General features: G+C 69.2%; 16 protein-coding genes and 1 pseudogene. 7 read left to right on the top strand and 10 right to left on the bottom strand.

From position 1 onward, the window contains the following. Positions 1–220: 220 nt before the first annotated feature. Positions 221–1,483, bottom strand: a complete 1,263-nt coding sequence (locus ACFXKZ_RS19250) for a PP2C family protein-serine/threonine phosphatase (RefSeq protein ID WP_380001914.1) — start codon at positions 1,481–1,483, stop codon at positions 221–223. Between the two features lie 190 nt (positions 1,484–1,673). Next, complete coding sequence (locus ACFXKZ_RS19245; protein ID WP_380001912.1) at positions 1,674–3,362, bottom strand: FAD-binding protein; 1,689 nt, start codon at positions 3,360–3,362, stop codon at positions 1,674–1,676. A gap of 214 nt (positions 3,363–3,576) precedes the next feature. Between ACFXKZ_RS19245 and ACFXKZ_RS19240 the strand changes: the two genes are divergently transcribed. Further along, positions 3,577–6,432, top strand: coding sequence for an AAA family ATPase (locus tag ACFXKZ_RS19240; RefSeq protein WP_380001911.1), 2,856 nt, complete (start codon positions 3,577–3,579; stop codon positions 6,430–6,432). 570 nt (positions 6,433–7,002) lie between these two features. Here ACFXKZ_RS19240 and ACFXKZ_RS19235 read toward each other — a convergent pair. Beyond that, positions 7,003–7,788, bottom strand: coding sequence for a DUF427 domain-containing protein (locus ACFXKZ_RS19235; RefSeq protein WP_380001909.1), 786 nt, complete (start codon positions 7,786–7,788; stop codon positions 7,003–7,005). A 112-nt stretch (positions 7,789–7,900) separates the two neighbouring features. Continuing rightward, positions 7,901–8,515: pseudogene (locus ACFXKZ_RS19230) on the bottom strand (alpha/beta hydrolase); the annotation flags it as partial. A gap of 345 nt (positions 8,516–8,860) precedes the next feature. Here ACFXKZ_RS19230 and ACFXKZ_RS19225 point away from each other — a divergent pair. Then, positions 8,861–9,334, top strand: coding sequence for a carboxymuconolactone decarboxylase family protein (locus tag ACFXKZ_RS19225; protein WP_380001907.1), 474 nt, complete (start codon positions 8,861–8,863; stop codon positions 9,332–9,334). 76 nt (positions 9,335–9,410) lie between these two features. On the opposite strand, the gene ACFXKZ_RS19220 is transcribed toward ACFXKZ_RS19225, so the two are convergent. Continuing rightward, on the bottom strand, positions 9,411–9,815 hold the full coding sequence (locus ACFXKZ_RS19220; protein WP_380002082.1) for a cupin domain-containing protein: 405 nt from the start codon (positions 9,813–9,815) through the stop codon (positions 9,411–9,413). A gap of 294 nt (positions 9,816–10,109) precedes the next feature. Between ACFXKZ_RS19220 and ACFXKZ_RS19215 the strand changes: the two genes are divergently transcribed. From ACFXKZ_RS19215 to ACFXKZ_RS19200, 4 genes are all read left to right on the top strand, one after another. After that, a complete protein-coding gene (locus ACFXKZ_RS19215; RefSeq protein ID WP_380001905.1) occupies positions 10,110–11,006 on the top strand; it encodes an RNA polymerase sigma-70 factor in 897 nt (298 codons plus the stop codon). A 238-nt stretch (positions 11,007–11,244) separates the two neighbouring features. Next, positions 11,245–12,975, top strand: coding sequence for an L-aspartate oxidase (locus ACFXKZ_RS19210; protein WP_380001903.1), 1,731 nt, complete (start codon positions 11,245–11,247; stop codon positions 12,973–12,975). A 67-nt stretch (positions 12,976–13,042) separates the two neighbouring features. Beyond that, positions 13,043–13,231 (top strand): hypothetical protein, encoded by a 189-nt coding sequence (locus ACFXKZ_RS19205; RefSeq protein ID WP_380001901.1) that lies wholly within the window; start codon positions 13,043–13,045, stop codon positions 13,229–13,231. A 187-nt stretch (positions 13,232–13,418) separates the two neighbouring features. Then, the gene (locus tag ACFXKZ_RS19200) at positions 13,419–13,994 is read left to right on the top strand and encodes a hypothetical protein (protein WP_380001899.1); all 576 of its coding nucleotides are present in this window, start codon (positions 13,419–13,421) and stop codon (positions 13,992–13,994) included. 114 nt (positions 13,995–14,108) lie between these two features. Here the strand turns inward: ACFXKZ_RS19200 and ACFXKZ_RS19195 are convergent, their stop codons facing one another. From ACFXKZ_RS19195 to ACFXKZ_RS19175, 5 genes are all read right to left on the bottom strand, one after another. Beyond that, the gene (locus tag ACFXKZ_RS19195) at positions 14,109–15,479 is read right to left on the bottom strand and encodes an NAD(P)/FAD-dependent oxidoreductase (RefSeq protein WP_380001897.1); all 1,371 of its coding nucleotides are present in this window, start codon (positions 15,477–15,479) and stop codon (positions 14,109–14,111) included. Between the two features lie 79 nt (positions 15,480–15,558). After that, on the bottom strand, positions 15,559–15,738 hold the full coding sequence (locus ACFXKZ_RS19190) for a hypothetical protein (RefSeq protein WP_380001895.1): 180 nt from the start codon (positions 15,736–15,738) through the stop codon (positions 15,559–15,561). 147 nt (positions 15,739–15,885) lie between these two features. Beyond that, a complete protein-coding gene (locus ACFXKZ_RS19185; RefSeq protein WP_380001893.1) occupies positions 15,886–16,578 on the bottom strand; it encodes a response regulator in 693 nt (230 codons plus the stop codon). Next, entirely contained in the window at positions 16,575–17,678 is a 1,104-nt protein-coding gene (locus ACFXKZ_RS19180; RefSeq protein WP_380002080.1) for a sensor histidine kinase, read from the bottom strand. Before ACFXKZ_RS19180 ends, ACFXKZ_RS19185 begins: the two co-directional genes overlap by 4 nt. 107 nt (positions 17,679–17,785) lie before the next feature. Continuing rightward, positions 17,786–18,328, bottom strand: a complete 543-nt coding sequence (locus ACFXKZ_RS19175) for a hypothetical protein (RefSeq protein WP_380001891.1) — start codon at positions 18,326–18,328, stop codon at positions 17,786–17,788. A 579-nt stretch (positions 18,329–18,907) separates the two neighbouring features. Here ACFXKZ_RS19175 and ACFXKZ_RS19170 point away from each other — a divergent pair. Continuing rightward, positions 18,908–19,678, top strand: a complete 771-nt coding sequence (locus ACFXKZ_RS19170) for a BTAD domain-containing putative transcriptional regulator (protein ID WP_380001889.1) — start codon at positions 18,908–18,910, stop codon at positions 19,676–19,678. The last annotated feature ends 7 nt before the right edge of the window (positions 19,679–19,685 follow it).

The raw sequence follows: 19,685 nt of genomic DNA, 5'->3' as shown, positions 1-19,685 counted from the left end.
GGGCCGCCACCCGAGCACGGGGACCTGCTCCTGCGGGGCCTCCCGCAATCACCGTCGACGGTCACGCGGCGGGAATGCCCATGGCGCGCAGGGCTCCGGACGCCTTCTGCACCAAAGAGTCTCCGGCGGGGGAAATCCTCTCGGCCGGTATCCGCTTGGCGCCCGCATGGGCTTCAACGTCTGGGATATCCAGGGCAGTACGGACGAGGCCGGCCCGCTCTCAGCGCCGCGACGGTGACGTGGGCGGGTTCCAGCCCAGATGGAGAACGGCCACGTCGTCCGCCAGCCCTCCGAAGGGAGCCGCCATCGAGGCGACGCCGCCCACCAGGGCATCGACGAACTCCTGGGACGGCAGATGGGAGTAGTGGGTCGCCAGGCGCAGGAGTCCGTCCTCACCGAGCCGTGCGGAAGGTTCCGTCCTCCCCTCGAACAGGCCATCGGTGAAGACGACCACACGGTCCAGCGGAAGAAGTTCCAGCTCGGTCTCCGACCAGTCCGCCTGCCCGGGAAAGAGCCCCAGCGCCGTGCCTGTTCGTGGCTCCACCCATCGCAACTCCCCCGCCCGCCGAAGGAGAAAGCCGGAGTGTCCGGCGCTGACTGCCCTCACGGCGGTGCCCCCGGAGGGAAACACCAAGGACATGACGGTGGTGTAGGTGTCGCCGTCCGGTCTTTCACCGATCAGGATTCTTTCGAGAAGCCTCAGTTGCTCGAGCTGTGTCTTTCCGCAGAGAAGGGCGGTCCGCCACGCCACACGCAACTGCACCGCCAGGGCGGCTTCGGCCGCTCCATGCCCTGAGACATCACCGAGGATGACATGTACGCTGGAATCCTCGATTTGCACCACATCGTAGAAGTCGCCGCTCAACAGCGCGTGAGCGCGCCCCGGCTCATATCGTGAGACCGCGGAGAAATCATTCCCTCGGAGAGCCGGCACGGGAAGCAGACCCCGCTCCAGTGTGAGCGAGTCGCGAACGATCAGCGCATTGGCTTCCCTTGTGGCCGTGGCCGTCTCCATGTGCCTTCTCCGCAGAGCGCGCCGAATGACACCGCGCAGCTTTTCCGGGTCGGCGCATCTTCCGTCCACGTAGGCGTGCGCAGCGCCCTCACTCGGTCCGATCGCCGCGGCCGATGCGGCGTCGGCGAGAACGACCAGAGCCGCGTGCGGGGCCGATCGGCGCAGGCGGCGGGCGGTCTCGGCCGGTCTCGCCCCGGAAGAGGAACGACCCACCAAAACACACATCGGCCCGCGGCACACGGCGAGGAACGGCCCCGCTTCACCGGCATTCCTGTACCACACCATTGACCGAACGACTGGAACCGGCAGCAAAAGGCGTATATGGAAGGCCTCTTCCTCGTCTTCCGAAATCAGGAGCACGGTGAGGTCACGGAAACGTGAATTCCCTTTCGTTGCCGCATCTCCCCGGACGTCCGCCCTGTGTCGATGGGAGTCGTGCGCGCCCGGCGCCGAGAATACGCTGGTCATGTCAAGGCTTTCCGTTGGCAAGTGAATACCCGTCCGTCCCCGGCGTTCGTCGCCGAAACGCGCCCCCTGATCGTCCTCTGTTCAGACAGGTCAGGCGCGGGAAGTGTGACATGTCAGGCGTGCGCGCAATTACGGGAGACCGTGGGGTGCGACTCCGGCATTCGCGGGCGAGTACGGCGCCCGTCGTGCATCAACTCGGCGATGTCGGTGGGGATGGCGGGACGGGTTCGCGGCGCACTCCGGTCGTCGAGGACCACACCAGGTCGACGCTCGGATCCGGGTGCTTATCGGGGTGGTCCGACCGGTTGTGACAGCCCCGTGTTTCCCGCCGCTCCAACGCGCACTCGAGTGTCGCGCGAGCGGCGAGGACGGCGGACCTGAGGTCGTAGGCGTACGCGAGGTCCTGGAAGCCGCCGATATCGACGTGCACTCCCGCGTTCCCCATACGATCTTCGATCTCGTCCAGTTCGGCGAGCCCGGCGGCGAGCCCGCTCTCGTCCCGCACGACACCGGCGAACTCCGTCATCAGGTGGCGCACCGCGCGGGACAGCGCGCGGACGTTCTCGTCGTCGCCGGTGGCCAGGAGCCGGTTCACGTCGGTCTCCGCGGCCCGAACCGCCGCCGGCGACCGATAGTGGGCGGTGAGCCTGGCCGAGTACTCCGCCGCGGCCCGGCCGGCGAGTCGGCCGTGGACGAGTCGTTCGACGAGGGAGTTCTGCGCCGGCCGGTGCACAGCGTGCAGGGCACCGGCCGCCTCCCCGATCGCGTAGAGCCCCGTGACATCGGTGCGGTGGTCCTCGGGCCGAACCCGGACACCGCCCAAGGAGTACTGGGCGGTCGGCGCGACCTCGATCGGGTCCTGGGTGATGTCGAGCATCTGCAGGTCCAACAGGGCCTGGTACACCCGCGGCAGCCGCGTCAGGATCGTCTCACGCTGTAGGTGGGACAGGTCGAGCCACACGCCGCCCGCCCGGGTTCCGCGGCCCTCTTTGATCTCCGTGTGGGATGCCAGAGCGATCCTGTCCCGGCTGCCGAGGTCCGATCGCTCGGTGTCGTAGCGCGTCATGAACCGCTCGCCGAGGTTGTTGAGCAGGACCCCGCCCTCGCCGCGTACCTCCTCACCGACGAGCACGCCGGCCGCGTGCTCGGGCCCGATCAGCCCGAAGGGGTGGAAGTGCACCAGCTCGGGGTTTTGCAACCGGGCGCCGGCCTCGACCGCGAGGCGGAAGGCGTCGCCGGTGTTCTCGTGGCGAGCCGAGGACGTACGTCTCCAGATGCGCGTGTGCCCTCCGGTCGCGAGGATCACGGAGTCGGCGTGCACGAGGTAGCGCGAGCCGTCGACGAGGTCGAATCCGTGGGCGCCGAACACCGTCCCGTCGTCCACCAGCAGACGGGTGACGTACACACTCGACAGGATGGGAACACCGAGCTGCTTCGCGTGTTCGCGAAGCGCACGCCGCACCTCCGGGCCGGTGTACTCGCCGGCGGACGCGATGCGGCGGGAGGTGGGGTCACCGAACCGGCGCCGGGTGGGGCCACCGTGATCCCGGTGGTCGGGACGCGTACCGGAGCGTGCCATGGTGTGGAACTCCCGCTGTGTGTAGCGGGCCACGATCCGCGCGGTGCGTGGGTCTGCCGGCAAGAGGCTCTCCCGCAACGAACCGGCTGAACGCCGTTCTCCCGGGTCGCTGCCGATGGTGGCGGTTGCCCTCTCGAAACCTTCCGGTGCCATGACGGTGTGGACATCGTCGGTCATACGTCGATCCACCGCGATCACCGCGACACCGGACTCGGCGACTTCGACGGCTGCTCGGAGGCCTTCCCCACCGGCTCCCACCACGAGCACGGACGTGGCGAGCTGGTATCCGAACGACGACATGGGACCTCCTGCGACAGGGCGGGCGAGAGCATAGGCAGTGGTCGACCGGATAGCGGGGCCGAATGTGACAGCCTCGTGGCATTTCCTGACGTGGAATCTGTCACAACATCCAAACGCAAGGTGTTGACACTGTTTCCGATATCGTGGCAAAGACCATTCCAAGAACCGTTGTGGGAGCTTTCCGGGCCCTGATTCCCCTAAGGAGTCATGTCGCATGATCGCCAGTCCGCTTCCGGACCTGGTCGGCCGACATCGCGAATGCGCGGCCCTCGACGAGCTGCTGATCGGCCTGCGCCACGGCGCGTCCCGAGTGCTGGTGGTCCGTGGCGAAGCCGGCATCGGGAAGTCGGTGCTTCTGGAATACCTGGCGGCGCGGGCGTCAAGGGTGACGGTGACCCGGGCGTACGGCATCGAGGCCGATATGGAACTGCCCTACGCGAGCCTGCACCAACTGTGTGCACCGTTCCTGGGCGAGCTCGAAAAGCTGCCGACACCCCAACGCGATGCCCTGCGCGTGGCGTTCGGAATGGCGGCCGGAGACCCGCCCGACCGCTTCCTGGTCGGCCTCGCCGTGCTTACTCTGCTCACCCGAGCCTCGGAGACCCGACCGGTTCTCGTACTGGTCGACGATGCCCAGTGGCTGGACCAGGTATCCCTGCAGACGCTGGAGTTCGTAGCCAGGCGGCTGCTCGCCGAGGCGGTCGCGATGGCGTTCGCGGTACGCGACCCCGAGGGACAGGCCGCACTCGACGGTCTGCCGGCACTGCGGATCGGCGCTCTCGACCCCGCCGCGGCGGGCGAACTCCTCGAGGCCACCGTCGGCGGACGGCTGGAGAAACGGGTCCGGGACCGGTTCGTGGCCGAAATGCACGGCAACCCGCTCGCGCTGCTCGAATTTTCCCGCGGCCGCAGCGCCGCCGAGCTGGCCTACGGCCTGGACTCGTCGAGTCACCCGAGCACCCGGGTGCCGATCGCGTGCCGTGTCGAACGGGACTTCGTCATCCGGCTCGGTGCCCTGCCGGCTGCGACTCGGACACTGCTGCTGATCGCCGCGGCGGAACCGAGCGGTGACGCGCGCCTGTTGGTCCGCGCAGCCGCCTCTCTCGAGATCACCACACATGCCGCACCGGCCAAGGCGGCCGGCCTGATCGAATTCGGCGAGTCCATTCGGTTTCGGCATCCGCTGGTGCGTTCGGCGGTCTACCACGGAGCCGAGCCCGAGGAACGCCGAGCCGTGCACCGGGCGTTGGCCGAGGCCACCGACCCGGTCCTGGACCCCGACCGGCGGGCTTGGCACGCCTCCCAGGCCGCCGACGGGCCGGACGAGGAGGTCGCCGCGGGGCTGGAGCAGGCGGCCGACCGCGCGCGGCAGCGCGGCGGCATCGCGGCCGAGGCGGTCCTGCTGGAACGCGCGGCCGAGGTGACGCCGGACCGGTGGCCGCGGGGCCGCCGAGCCCTGGCCGCCGCCGAGGCGCACTTCTCGGCCGCCGCGCCCGACCGGGCGACGGAACTCGCGACGCTGGCCGAACTGTGTCCCCTCGGCGCGCTGGACCGCGCGCGCCTGGCACGGCTGCGGGCCCGAATCCTCTTCGCCCGCAGCCGCAGCGACGAGGCGGCACCTCTCCTCCTCGAGGCGGCGGCACAGTTCACCGCCGCCGGGTCGACACTGGCGCGGGAAACATACCTGGAAGCGATCAGCGCGACCATCTTCGCGGGCCGGGTCCACGGTCCCGCAGGCGCCCGCGCCGCCGCGATCGCGGCCCGCGGCTCCGGGGCACCCCCGTCCGGCTCCAAGGCCGCAGACCTGCTCCTGGACGGTGTGGCGGCACTCCTCACGGACGGACCCGAGACCGGTGTCCCGGCACTGCGAGGCGCGTTGGAGCTACTCGCACACGAGGAGCTCGGTACTCGGGAGTCGACGATGCGCTGGCTTTTGCTGGCCCCGGTCGCGCTGGAGGCGTTCATTCACTACGCCTGGGACTTGCACGCGTGGGACGCGCTGTCGAGTCGCGCGGTGCGCCTGGCCCGCGACATCGGAGCGCTGGGCGCGCTGCCACCCGCCCTCATCTACGCGGGCGGGGTGCACATCCACTACGGCGACTTCGGCGAGGCGGCCAGGATGATCGGCGAAGCCGACGCGCTCGCCGACTCGACCGGCCACGCCCCGCACAAGTACGCGACGCTGGTCCTGGCCGCGTGGCGAGGCGAGGCGGACGTCGCCGCCGCCATCATCGAGGAAGCCAAGCAGCGGGCCGACCAACAAGGCGAGGTGTCGCTGCTGGGCGCCATGGGCTACATCCAAGGGGTGCTGTTCAACGCCCTGGCACGCTACGAAGAGGCATTGGAGGCCGCACGCACGGGCATCGAGCACGACGGGTTCAACTTCACCGGGCTGTCGCTGGTCGAGCACATCGAGGCCGCCACCCGGTGCGGTGAACTCGACCAGGCCCGCGCCTCGCTGGCCCGGCTCGTCGAACTCACTCGCGCCGCCGATTCGGGTTGGGCTCGTGGCGCCGGCGCCCGCAGCCGGGCTCTGGTCACCGAAGGTGACGAGGCCGACGGTCTGTACCGGACGGCGATCAAGGAGTTCGGCCGCGGCGGGGTGACCGTGGAGGTGGCGCGCACCCATCTGCTGTATGGCGAGTGGCTGCGCCGCAACAACCGCCGAGCGTCGGCCCGGGAGCACCTGCGCACAGCTCACGAGATGTTCGACGGAATGCGGGCACATGCCTTCGCCGAGCGGGCCCGCCGCGAGTTGCTCGCCACCGGCGAGCACGTCAGGGCGCGGGAGGACAAGCCGGCGAGCGCCCTCACCCCCCAGGAGTCACAGGTCGCCGGGCTCGCCGCCGACGGCATGACGAACGCGAGGATCGGCGCGGAGCTGTTCATCAGCCCCCACACCGTGGAGTGGCATCTGCGGAAGGTCTACACCAAGCTCGGCATCAACACACGTCGGGCGCTGCCCGACGCCCTCGCGAGCACTTCGGCCGGGGACACCGGAGGCCAGGAGAGCCGGTGCGGGACCCCGGGGTCCCCACGGACTCGACCACGTGGAACAAGGGCGCGATGAGGGGTCCCCGGGACCGGGGCCGAAGACGTGGTCCAGGAGGTGTGGTTGCGCCGGCAGCTCGCCCACCGGGCGCAGATCAGGAATCCGGCCGCGTTCCTGACCACGGCAACGACCCGTCTGGTCATCAACGTCATCCGGTCGGGGCGACACCGCCACGAGACCCCGGCCGAGCCGCAGTCGGCCGACCTCGGCGACCGGACCGCCCAGGATCCCGTACTGCGTGCCGAGCAGGCCACGGCCGTCGAGGCGGCCCTGGCCCTGCTCATGGCGAGGCTGACGCCGGTGCGGCTTGCCGCCTACGTGCTGCGGAAGGGCTTCGGCTACGCCTATGCCGAACTCGCGGAGTTGCTTCGGATCAGCGCCCCGAACGCACGGGTGGTGGTCCACCGCGCGCAGGCCGGCCTCGAAGGCGGCCGTGAGCGACCGGTCCCCGTCGAGCAACACCGCCGCCTCGTCACCGCGTTCCGGACCGCGGCCGGTACCGGGGATCTGGAAGGCCTCGTGCGATGTCTCGTCCCCGAGCCCCGTCGACCGCTTGCGGCCGCGGTCGCGCCGATCGCCCGGTCCGGCTCACCTGCCCGCCTGATGGGGGTCGGTGGGCCTGGGCAGCAGGAAGCCGTCGACGTACATATCGACATGCTCGTTGTGGAACGCGGTGAGCCCGGCGATACGATTGGCGTGGATGGTGGGGAAATCGTACGTCCAGGCGATGTCCTCGTGGGAGGCGGTGTCGCTGTCGAACGACCAGTAGGCGCTCGTCGTCCCCTTGTACGGGCATCGGGTCACGGTGTCCGAGCGCCGCAGCCGGGCCCAGTCGATATTCGTGCGGTCGAGGTAGTAGCGGGTCGGCAGGCCGGTCTCGAACAGTTTCACGCAACCGGTGGCCTCCGCGAGCACGACGCCGTCCGACTCGACGCGTACGGTGCTGCCGGATCGCAGGGCGTCCACGCGGGAGTAGGGGCTCCGGGGATGCACGAAGACCGGCTCGTCCTCCTCGAACCAGGAGTCCAGCGCCTCCCACTCGAAGCGCACGGTGCCGTGCAGGGGCGCCGGGGCGCCCTCCGCCCAGACCCACGCACTCGCCGCACGGACGTTCGGGCCGACCTGCAGGGTGTGGCGGTGCGCGGGGCCCGCACCGAGTTGCGCCGTGTGCTTGTCGTCGTGGAGCACACCGTCCACCAGGTCCTCGATCGGGATGCTGAACTGGGGGTAGGCCCGCCATTCCCACACGTACAGCGCACGGCGGGTGTCGAAGGCCACCCGGCCGTCGATGATTCCCCGGATGCGGCGGGGAACGGGCTCGACGTGCCCGATCGGAACGATGAGGCTCGGGTGCAGGACACTTTCGGTTGCCATCATGATCTCCTTGTGTTCGCTGATGATGTGCCGGCCGGCGCGTGTCATGGGCGCGCTGCCCGCCGGAGGGCGGGTGGCCGTGTCGCCGACCCGCCCTCCGGCCGGTCCGCAGTCAGCGAACCGGCCGCGCCGCGCTCTCGATGATCCGCGCCACCTCGTCGGGACGCGACACACTCACCGCGTGCGACGCACGCACTTTCACCGTGTGCGCACCCGCCCGCTCGGCCATGAAAAGCTGGGCCTCGGGCGGGATGTTGAGATCCTGCTCGGCGACCAGCACCCACGACGGAATCGTCTTCCAAGCCGGCTCGGAGGCGCCCTCCTCCAACGCGGCACTCGTCACCGGACGCTGGGTCACCCCCATGACATCCGCCGTACCCTTCGCGACATCCGCCGCGAACTGGTGACGGAACTTCCCCTGCTCGATGTACAGATCCGTACCCGCCGTCCCGTGGGGCAGCGTGACCGGAACCGGGCGCAGCGCCTCACCGAGCGTGCTGCCCGGGAACTTCCCCGACAACTCGTCAGCGCTCTCCCCCTTCTCCGGAAGGAAGGCCGCGATGTACACCAGCGCCTGCACATTCCGCGCACCGTACGCGGCGTTACTGATGACCGACCCGCCATAGGAATGACCGACCAGCACCACCGGCCCCTCGATCCCTGCCAGAACCTCCTTCAGATACGCGGCGTCGCTGTCGAGCCCACGCAGCGGATTGGCCGCAGCCACCCCACATCGGGCTTCTCGATGGGTGCCGCCTGCAGATTGTCGAGGACCTTCCGCGCACCCTCCGCACCCGACTCGTACAGAAACGGCGGATTGGCCGTCGCCTCCGCGAGTTCCCGAGCAGCGGACTCGAGTATCGGATCATTCACGGCTGTGCTCCCGGTGTGAGTGGAGATGTGTACTGCCTTCACACCTATGACAGCCCACCCATGAAAGGTGTGACACGCACCGCCCGGCTCGATGCGACGCGGCGCAGCCCACTGTCCGCGCGAATCCTCGCTTGTGTCACAGATGCATGGGTCGCCCGGTCAATAGCGCGTATCCGGAAAACGACGAGGAGAGCACACCATGCATGCACGTCTCGACTACTTCGGCAATTCCGTCGGTGGCAAGGCGCTGAAGCATCTCAACTCGGCCAACAAGGTGGTGTCGGACTCGACACTGCCGGGCACGACGCAGGAGTTGGTGAAGATTCGCGCGAGCCAGATCAACGGCTGCGGCTTCTGCACCGACATGCACACCAAGGACGCCGCCCACGCGGGAGAGACCCGGCAGCGCCTCGACCTGGTGGCGGCCTGGCGGGAGGCCACGGTCTTCACCGACGCGGAGCGCGCCGCGCTGGAACTGACGGAACAGGGCACCCGCATCGCGGACGCGGCCGGCGGCGTCACGGACGAAGCCTGGGCGAACGCCACCCATCACTTCGACGAGGACCAGCTCGTCGCGCTGATCTCGCTCATCGCCGTCATCAACGCCTACAACCGCATCAACATCATCAACCGGCAGCCCGCCGGGGACTACCGGCCCGGCCAGTTCGGCTGAGCCGTCCGAAGCAACGGACCGCCTCCGAGGCGGCATGCCGAGAGGGGCGGTGGGCCCCCGCCCCTCTCGGCGCACATCAGGAGCGGACGACGGGTCGGGCGTTGGGCCGCGGGGCGCGCAGGTGGGCCCGCTTCTCCAGCTCCTCCGGGTCGACCAGTTCGAGCATGGGCCTTCCGGGTGCGCACATCATGGTGACCACGAACCGGGTGCGCGCGTCCGACAACGCGTTGCCGTCCTGGTAGTGGATCGCGTCACCGCCCGGCTCCCAGAACGTCCCGCCGGCCTCGACCACCCGCTCGGGCTCGCCTTCGAGCTCGAACCGGACCGCGCCCTCGATGACGTACCCGAACGCCGGCCCCGAGTGACGGTGCGGAGGGGTCCCCGGGTCTCCGGGCTCCCAGTCGACCTGAATGGTCATGGCCGAGGCGCCCTCGGGGACGGTGATCGGCGACGCGTCCTGCAGCATCTTCGCCGCCGTCATCCAGCCCTTCGGCCCCGCGTGCTCCCCGGGCCCGTGTACGTGTGCTGAGTCCTTGATCGACACTGTGTCGACACCTTCCGTATGTCCGCCGCTTCATGGGACGGATACGCCGTCCGCCGGAGGCGTCATCGCGCCCCGACCCATGGCTGTTCGCAGTGATGACCGGGTGCCGCGTGGATCTGTGACAGTGGCGTTCGCCGGGGTTGCCCCCGCCTGCCGGCCGGGTGGCCTCGCCATGTCGGGCTCGACCACACCGGCTTGTAGCATGGCGGCGCCGAAGTCGAAGGGACGAACATGCACGCTGGCGCCGACACCGATTCCCTCGACCAGGCGGCAAGGGACTTCCTCGCAGCGCGCCCGCAGCTCTTCGGTGTCGCGTACCGGGTGCTCGGAAGCGCCGTGGAAGCGGAGGACATCGTCCAGGAGGCGTGGCTGCGGTGGCAGAACGCGGATCGTGCTCACATCCTGGAGCCGACGGCCTTCCTGACCACGGTCACCGCTCGTCTGGCCATCAACCTGGCCCAGTCCGCCAGAGTGCGGCGGGAGTCCTACGTCGGCCCGTGGCTTCCCGAGCCGGTCGACACCAGCACGGATCCGCAGGTGGGTGCCGAACGGGCCGAGGCCCTCGAACTGGCGGTTCTCTTCCTGCTGGAGAAGCTGAATCCGATGGAGCGCACCGCGTACGTCCTGCGGGAAGCCTTCGACTACCCCTACGCGCAGATCGCCGACATCCTGGAGACGAGTGAGGCCAATTCCCGTCAACTGGTGAGCCGCGGGCGCAAACACCTGGCCGCCGAGCGCAGGGAACGCGTCAGTACGACTGATCACCGCCGCCTTCTGGAGGTGTTCCTCGCCGCCGCGCAAAAGGGTGATCTGGCAGCGCTGGAGAACGTGCTCGCCGCGGATGTGGTCAGCTACACCGACGGCGGAGGGCTGCGCGGTGCGTCGAGGATCCCGGTCGTCGGACGCCTGCGCGTCTCCAAGTACCTCGTGGCCTTCGCCCCCCGGTTCTGGCTCCGCACGGAGGTGCGGTGGGTCGAGGCCAACGGTCGTCCCGCTGTCGTCGTCTCCTCCGGCGGGGAGGCCGTGGCCCTTGTCTCCATCGATGTGTCCGCCGAGGGAATCGACCGGATCATGTGGATCATGAATGCGGCCAAGCTGTCGCCCTACGTGGCATCGCTGGGCGGGTGAACACCCTTCGCCACACCGACCGGCCCGGTGTCACGGCCGCGCCGGCCACCGGGTCATGCGGGCGGGCGGGATTCTCGAAGACGACGGCGGCCACCTGCTCCGTGGCGCCGACGGGTGCACGGAGTGTCCCGCCGGCCGGCCATTTCTCCTGACGCTCCACCGCGGTACGCGAATCGGAGTGTCACAAAAAGATGAGGGGCCTGGTCGTAGTCAGTGCCCCCCATTGATCGGAGCAATCGTGGCTGCCACCGAAAAGCGCCTTTCCACAGCGGTCCTGGTGATCGGGACCGGCGGCGCCGGCCTGCGAGCGGCGATCGAACTGGCAGAGGCCGGGCTCGACGTCCTCGCGGTCGGCAAACGTCCCAAGGAGGACGCCCACACCTCTCTCGCCGCCGGCGGGATCAACGCCGCGCTGGCCACCATGGACCCCGAGGACAGCTGGCAGCAGCACGCCGCCGACACCCTCAAGGAGAGCTACCTGCTCGGCGATCCCCGCACGGCCGAGATCGTCACCCGGGGCGCGGCCCTGGGCATCGACGACCTCGAGCGCTACGGCATGACCTTCGCCAGGGAACAGGACGGCCGTATCTCCCAGCGTTTCTTCGGCGCACACAAGTTCCGGCGCACCGCCTTCGCCGGCGACTACACCGGCCTGGAGATCCAGCGCACCCTCATCCGACGTGCGCATCAGCTGGACATCCCCATGCTCGACACCGTGTACATCACCCGGCTCCTGGTACACGACGGTGCCGTGTTCGGTGCCTACGGGTTCGACCTCGGCAGCGGAACCCGCTATCTCGTGCACGCAGACGCGGTGATCCTCGCGGCCGGCGGTCATACCCGTATCTGGCGGCGCACCTCGTCACGCCGCGACGAAAACACCGGCGACTCCTTCCGCCTGGCCGTCGATGCCGGTGCGCGGCTGCGCGACCCGGAACTCGTGCAGTTCCACCCCTCGGGCATCATCGAGCCGGAGAACGCGGCAGGCACGCTGGTCAGCGAGGCCGCCCGCGGCGAGGGCGGCATCCTGCGCAACAGCCTGGGCGAGCGGTTCATGAAGCGCTACGACCCCGTCCGCATGGAACTGTCCACACGCGACCGTGTCGCCCTGGCCGCCTATACCGAGATCAAGGAGGGCCGCGGCACACCCAACGGTGGTGTCTGGCTCGACGTCTCCCACCTTCCGCGCCGGACGATCATGAACCGTCTCCCCCGCGTCTACCAAACATTGCTGGAACTGCAGATGCTGGACATCACGCGCGACCCCATCGAGGTCGCCCCCACGGCCCATTACTCGATGGGTGGCGTGTGGGTCCGCCCCGAGGACCACAGCACCGACGTACGCGGCCTCTATGCCATCGGAGAGGCGTCCAGCGGACTCCACGGCGCCAATCGGCTCGGCGGCAACAGCCTCGTGGAACTGCTTGTCTACGGCCGGATCACCGCACAGGCGGCGGCCGACTACTCCCAGGCCCTGACCGCACAACCACGCTCGGCACCGGCGGTCGCCCGGGCCCGCACCGAGATCGACGATCTGCTCGCCGCGGACGGCCCCGAGAACGTCCGGGCCCTGCAGCGCGCCATTCGCAACACCATGACGGAATGCGCGGGCGTCGTACGCGACGAGCAGGGGCTGCGCACCGGACTCACGGAACTCGCAACGATCGAGAAGCGGATGGAGAACGTCGGCGTCCATCCCGACATCGCCGGCTACCAGGACCTCGCACACGCCTTCGACCTCAAGTCGGCCGCTCTCGCGGCCCGGGCCACCCTCGAAGCGGCGCTCGAACGCCGCGAGACCCGTGGCTGCCACAACCGCAGCGACTACCCGGAGAGCGATCCCGCGCTCCGGGTGAACCTCGTGTGGTCACCCACCGCCGGGATCACGCACGAAAGCATCCCGCCCATTCCCGAAGAGATCGCCGTCCTGATGGAGGAAATCTCCACCGACGGAAAACTTGCCGAATGACCCACCACCCGATGCCCCACCGCAACAAACCCGCCGGCATCCACCCATGGGCCCATCAGGAGGCATGATGACCACGGACTCTCAGGCCCGACTCACCCTCGAGGACACCGTACGGTCGCTGACCACCGCAGCCGTCGAGCTGGAGTCGCAGGTCACCGAACTACGCCGAGCGCTCACGGGAATCGACGAGCGGATGCGCGCCGTGTCCGACGCCCTTCACCGATTCGCCCGCCCCGGGGAACACGTCGGCGGGTGACGTGTTCCGCCTCGGCAGATTGTGCACCGCACGTCGCTTCACGGCATGGCACAACACAACACAACAAAGGGGTGCCGGGACCACGCCGCATATGATGCCCAGGACACACTCGTCCCAGCGTGCGGGCAAGCGATACCCGAGGTGCGGACGGGGCGCAACAAGAACGGTTCGGGGACGAGAGGAACACATGGCTTCCGCAACCCACACGGCACGCAACATCGAAATCACCGCCAGGAATCTCCAGGAGGAGCTGGCCCGTCTGGCGATCCAAAAGCAGGCGCTGGAACGGGAACTGGCCGCGGTGGTTGCCCATCTCGGCTCCGTTCAACGGGCCGTCGACGCCCTTGAGGCCCTGATGACCGGGACCATGGTGTCGGCGGCCGCGGAGGCCGGTACCACGGACGCGGAGTCCCCGGCGGCCGTGGATCCGAAGCCGGACACGCCTTCCTCGGCCGACCCCGCCACCACGACCGGTGTCCCGGTCCGGCCGCCGGCAAGGCGGAAGCACACTCGGCAACCCGCCTCCACCTCCGGAACCGACGGCGACAGGCACAAGAACTACGGCAAACTCACCGAACAGATCCTGGAGCACTTCTCGGCGGTCAGCGACGTCGACCTGCGCGCCCGGGACGTCGCGGCCGCGCTCGGCCGGGACACCGACAGCGGCAGTATCAACGCGGTCAGGAGCACTCTCGACCGTTTGGTCGGCACGTCCCGCATCCAGCGCACCGGCCGGGGTCTGTACCGCGCTCGAAAGTCCTGAACCGCCGCTGCGGGCACGAAGTCCGCCGTTGCGTGGTCGCGCGCCGATCGGCAGGTGCGCCTGTCTCACCGCGAGCGCCGGGTTGCGGGGCAACGGTCTTGGGAACGCGTCCGCTCACTGCGCCGCAGCGTCGGCCGGCTCGCCGTGCCGGACGTGCGCCGGCTCGCCGTGCCGTGGGTTTCCCGCGGATACGAATGCATCCCGGGGACGCTGCACCGCCGCGAGGGAGACGACGTCCCGTCCGTAGAAGGTTGCGGTGATCCAGACGGCGAGCACCCGGACCTTGCGTTCCCAGGTCGGAACGGCGAGCACATGGTATCCGCGGTGCATGAGCCAGGCGGGGAAACCTTTGATGACCAGGCGGCGGTACTGGAAGATGCCCCGGCCGAGCCCCAGAGTGGCCACCACGCCCAGACTGTGGTGGACATAGCTCCGGGTGGGCCGCCCCCGCAGCGTCGCCACAATGTTCTTCGCCAGACGTTTGCCCTGCCGAACGGCGTGCTGGGCGTTGGGAACCGTGTGCGCTCCCGGCTGCCCCACCGCGAGGTCGGGCACCGAGGCGTCGTCGCCGGCCGCCCAGACGTCGGCCACCATCTCCGACTCCGTGCCCACGCGAAGATCCGCCCGCACGACGAGCAGACCGCGCTCGTCGACGGGAAGATCCGTGTGATTTCGAATGATGGGATTGGACGCGTTTCCCGCCGTCCACACGATCAGACCCGAATCGAATTCCTCTCCGTTCGACAGCACGATGTGACCGCCCGCGGCAGAGACCAGCTGCGTGTTCAAGTGCACCCGCGCTCCGCGCTTCTCCAGCGCCCGTACGACCCACGCTCCGGGCCTGTCACCGACTTCGGGAAGAATCCGGTCACGCGCCTCCACCAGGTGGAAGTCCAGCTCCTCCGCGTCGAGTTCCGGGTAGTACTTCAGCAACGCGGTCGCCAGGGACACCAACTCGCCGAACCCCTCCACACCGGAGAATCCCCCACCCACGAACGTCACGGTGAGGAGCCTGCGTCGCTCGGGGCCGCGAGGCAGTGTCGCCGCGACATCGAACGAGGCGAGCAGCCGGTCACGAATGGCCACGGCCTCCTCGACATGCTTCAACCCGAAGGCCTCCTCGGTGACGCCCGGTATGGGAAACGTCCGGGTGACCGCTCCCGCCGTGACCACGAGGATGTCATAGGCCAGCTCGTACTCCGCCCCCGTCTCAGACCGAACGGTCACGGTCCGCGCGCTGTTTCGGATCTCCGTCACCGTTCCCGCGATCAGCCGGGTGCGGCGCAGGTGCCGCCGCAGCGAGACCGCCGCGTGGCGTGCCTCCACCGACCCGGCCAGTACCTCGGGCAGAAATGGCTGATACGTCATGTACGGGCGCGGGTCCACCACAGTGACACGTGCCTCGCCCCGACCCAACTTCTTCTCCAGGCCCCAGGCGGTATGGAAACCCGCGCACCCGCCGCCGACGATCAAGATCTCACGCACTGTGTCTGTCCTCTGTTCCTCTGGGTTGCACCCATGGAGACCGAACAGAACCGCTGATTGTGACACCGTCCAGTGGGGTTCACGGGGTTGCGTTTCGGCGGGTCGCGGCGAGGTATGTCGCAAGGAGCGTCAGCGCGGCGACGCCGGCCGGCGCGGCGATGACGGTGGCCACGCCGGTCAGCGGGGCTGCCAGGGGCAGGAGGAGGAAGGCCGCCGCGCCGCACAGCACCACCGTGGTCGGGATGACGTGCGGGGCCACGATGGGCCTGTGGGTCAGATCGCCACGGCGAGAACGCGACCGGGCCCCCGCGGCGGCGCGGATCACCACGTTGGACGATCTGCGCGAACACCTGCAATGGGCCCTGGGTACGCGTCCTCACGCAGCGCCGACGATCCGGCGTCCGCGTCACAGGCCCGCTGCGATGGCTCGGCGTACCGCTTCGGCGCGGTCGCGGATGCCGGCCTTGGCGAACAGGTTGTTGATGTGGGTTTTGACGGTGGCCTCGCTGATGAAGAGTTTTTCGGCGATGGCCCGGTTGGGCAGGCCCTGGCCGATGAGGGCGAGGACTTCGCGTTCGCGGGGTGTGATGTCGTCGGGGAGGGTTTGGCTCGGCGTCGTGGCTCGGGTGCGGACGGTGGCCAGCAGGCGGTCCTGGACCTCGCGGTCGAGGACGGACTGGCCCGCGGCGGCGGCTCGGATCGCGCGGACGATGTCGCGGCGTCCGGCGTTCTTGGTGAGGTAGCCGCGGGCACCCGCGCTCAGGGCGGCCAGGATCGAGTCGTCGTCGGCGAAGGTGGTCAGGACGACGACGGCCACCTCGGGGTGTTCGTCGGTGAGTCGGCGGGTCGCCTCGATGCCGTCGGTGCGGGGCATGCGCAGGTCCATGAGCACCACGTCCACCGGGCCCGCGGCAGCCGCGGCGAGCACCTGGTCCCCGTCCTCGGCGGCCGCGACGACGTCGATGTCCTCGGAGAGCGCGAGTACGGCCGCGAGCGGTTCGCGCACGGCGGCCTGGTCGTCGGCCACGACCACTCGCAGTCGCCGGGGCACCTCGGCCGACGGCGCGTCGTGCCGCGTGGTGTCGCCTGTGTCGCTCATTCCGGGATCACCGCCTCCACCTGCCAGCCGCCTCGGTCCGGTCCCTCGGTGATCGGTCCGGCGGTCAGGGTTCCGTCCACCATGGCGATGCGTTCGCGCATCCCGATCAGTCCCATGCCGCTGCCGGCCCCGGCCGCCTCCCGGGCGGCGGGGCCGTTGCGGATCCTCAGTGTCGTGGATGCGGCGGCGAAGGTCACCTCCACCCGTACGTCGCCTCCGGGCGCGTGCCGAGCGGCGTTGGTCAGCGCCTCCTGCGCGATCCGCAGCAGGTGCTGGACCACGCGGGCCGGTGGTTCGCGTACGGTGCCGTCGACGGTGAGCGCGTCCCGGTGGCCCGACGACTCGATCATGGCGGTCAGGCTCCCCAGCAGCGGCAGCGTGTCCTCGCGCAGCGCGTGAACGGTCCACTGGGCCTGTTTCAGACTCTCCTTGACCAGGCTGTGCGCCCGGTCGTTGGCCTCGCGGATCCTGGTCAGGTCGCCCGTGTCGAGGAGGGCGTCCACCAGTTCGAGTTGCATATTGATGCCGGCCAGGGAGTGTGCGAGGACGTCGTGCACGTCCCGGGCGATGCGGCTGCGCTCGGCCAGGGCGGCCGTGCGGGCCTCGGCGCGGGCGGCGCGCTCGGCGGATTCCGCGGATTCGATCACGGCGTCGATCGCCCGCTGCCGACTGCGGCTGACGATGCCCACCACCACCGGCAGGGCGGCGCACAATCCGACCCCCCAGGACAACGACTCGTGACCCGGGCCCAGGTGTAGATACAGCACTCCCCCGCAGAGCCCACCGGCCAGTGCCGCGAGCGGGACGGCCCATACGGGCGGGAGCCGATAGCCGATGTGGCCGACGAGAAAGAACGCGAACAGGTAACCGGTCCCGGTACGGGCGGCGCCGATCAGGGAGGCCGCCGCGACGATGCCCAGCGACGCCCATACGACGACCACCCGTGCGGGGACCCGGTCCTGGGGAACGTTGCGGCCCAACAGGAACAGCGAGTTCACCGCGACGAGGACGACGACGGCCAGGCCGCGACCGCTGAAGCCCATCGGGCGGATCGTCGCGATTCCCACGACGATCACGCCCAGGGTGAAGGCCCACTGCACCCGGGGGTCGTGCCGGACCATCGCTCGCGGACCGGGACCGCGCCCCGAAGACGACCCGGCTACGGGAACGCTCTCGGATACGGGCACGGCGCGACCATATCCCACCGTCAGGCCACCCGGTCCAGGGACGACGCCGCACGCGCCGCCGTGCCCGTCGACCGTACGGAGCCCACCATCCGGCTCCGTACGAAGATCGTGGCCACCCGCGTGACGACCTCGGTGAGCGCCATCAGCACGAGCGCCGCCACCCACGCCTGCTCGGTGGTGATGTGGTGGGCGAGGCTGAAGCGGGCGACGTCGTCGGCACCGCCGTGGTCGACCCACACCTGGAAGCCCATCCGCGCGCCCATGCCCAGCACCCACAACACCGCGGACACCGCACCGGCCTTGATCAGCAGATGCCCGCCGGCGGAGCGGATCCGAGTGAAGACGCCGCCCGCCACGCCGAGCACCGCGCCGATCGCCATCAACACACCGATCAACACCGTGTCATTGCCCGCGGTGGGAATCGTGTGCAGGTACTTCCACGCCACGAAGGCCACGATCCCCAACGGGATGAGGAACGTCTTGCGGTCCAGCCGGTCTTCCCGCAACTGCCGAAAGACGATGAGAACGAGAAGGATGTCGGTGATCCAGTCTGTGGTGTTCATGTCCCCAGACTGTCGCCGTCACCCGTTCCGCACCTGGACCCACGGGTGGAAACCCGGGTGGAGACGCGGGTGGACGCCGGTGTGGGTCGGCTGACGGCCGTGCGGACGTACCGGCCTCTTGCGGAGTTCCGGTTCGAGGGGGCGCCTGCCGTCGGTGTGATGCGGGCACTGCCGGTGGCGTCCTCCACGAGGATTTGCACCTGCACGGTCCTGGGGCAGGTGTTTTCGAGACGGAATGATTCGGCGCACGGGGCGGATCCGACCGTGTCCGGGTTTCGGGGGATGTATCGGGAAGCGGAGCGTTCGATTCCCCGCGTCGTAATGTCGTTCGTGGTGTCGGGGATTGTTTCGCGGCGGTTAATCTTCGGGGTTTCGTGGGTGCGCCGAAGCGGGCATCTTTCCGGGGTCTACGCGGGGCAACCGCTGGTCGTGAGCATGATCGAGATCGCGCCGAGGGCTTTCGGGACGGTGGTTTTCGGTCGACGGGGGACTCTAAGTAGTTTCACCGATGCGCCCGGTGCGCGACTCCCCAAGACTCGAAGGGCATTCGCAATGTGGTCTCTTACGGGGAGAATGCCCATGCGTTATGAACTGCTCGGCCCCTTGCGCGTCTCGGGTGAGCGCGGCCAATCGATCCTCAGTGCGCCCAAGACCGAGGTGTTGCTGGCCGCCCTGCTCATCGGAGCCGGGCGCGTGGTGACCAAGGACCAACTCATCAACGAATTGTGGCGGGAGAATCCACCGCGGCGGGCGACTCCCGCCCTGCACGTCTATGTGTGCCAGCTCCGCAAGTTGCTCACCGCCGTGGGTGGGCGCGCGGATGCCATCGCCACTCGGATCCCGGGGTATCTGCTGCGGGTCGAGGACGGCGAGTCGGACCTGCACGACTTCCAACGCGCCGCCGACAGCGGACGCGCCCATCACCGGGCGGGACGCTTCGCCGATGCCGTGGTCGATCTGGAGAAGGCGTTGGCGCTGTACCGGGGACCGGTCCTGGACGGTGTGGGCGAGGGTCCCATCGTCAGTGGATTCGCCACCTGGGCCGAGCAGGAGCGGCTGGACTGCGAGGAGATGTGCATCGACGCGTACATCGCGCTGGGCCGCCATCGCGAGATCCTCAGTCGGCTCTCCAGGCTGACCGCGCACCATCCCCTGCGTGAGGCGTTCTACCGGCAGTTGATGCTGGTGCTGTACCGCTCCGAGCGGCAGGCCGAAGCCCTGCAGGTCTACCAGTTGGCGCGTGGGGTGCTGCATTCGCAGTTGGGGTTGGAGCCGTGCCGGTCGCTGCGCAATCTGCACCAGGCGATCCTCGTCTCCGACGATGTCCTCGACGAGCCGGTGGCCAGCTGATCGCGGT

It is taken from the genome of Embleya sp. NPDC059237, assembly GCF_042754105.1.
GTDB lineage: Bacteria > Actinomycetota > Actinomycetes > Streptomycetales > Streptomycetaceae > Embleya.
Note: the sequence above shows the minus strand (reverse complement) of the source record. Positions and strands in the feature narration are given on the sequence as shown.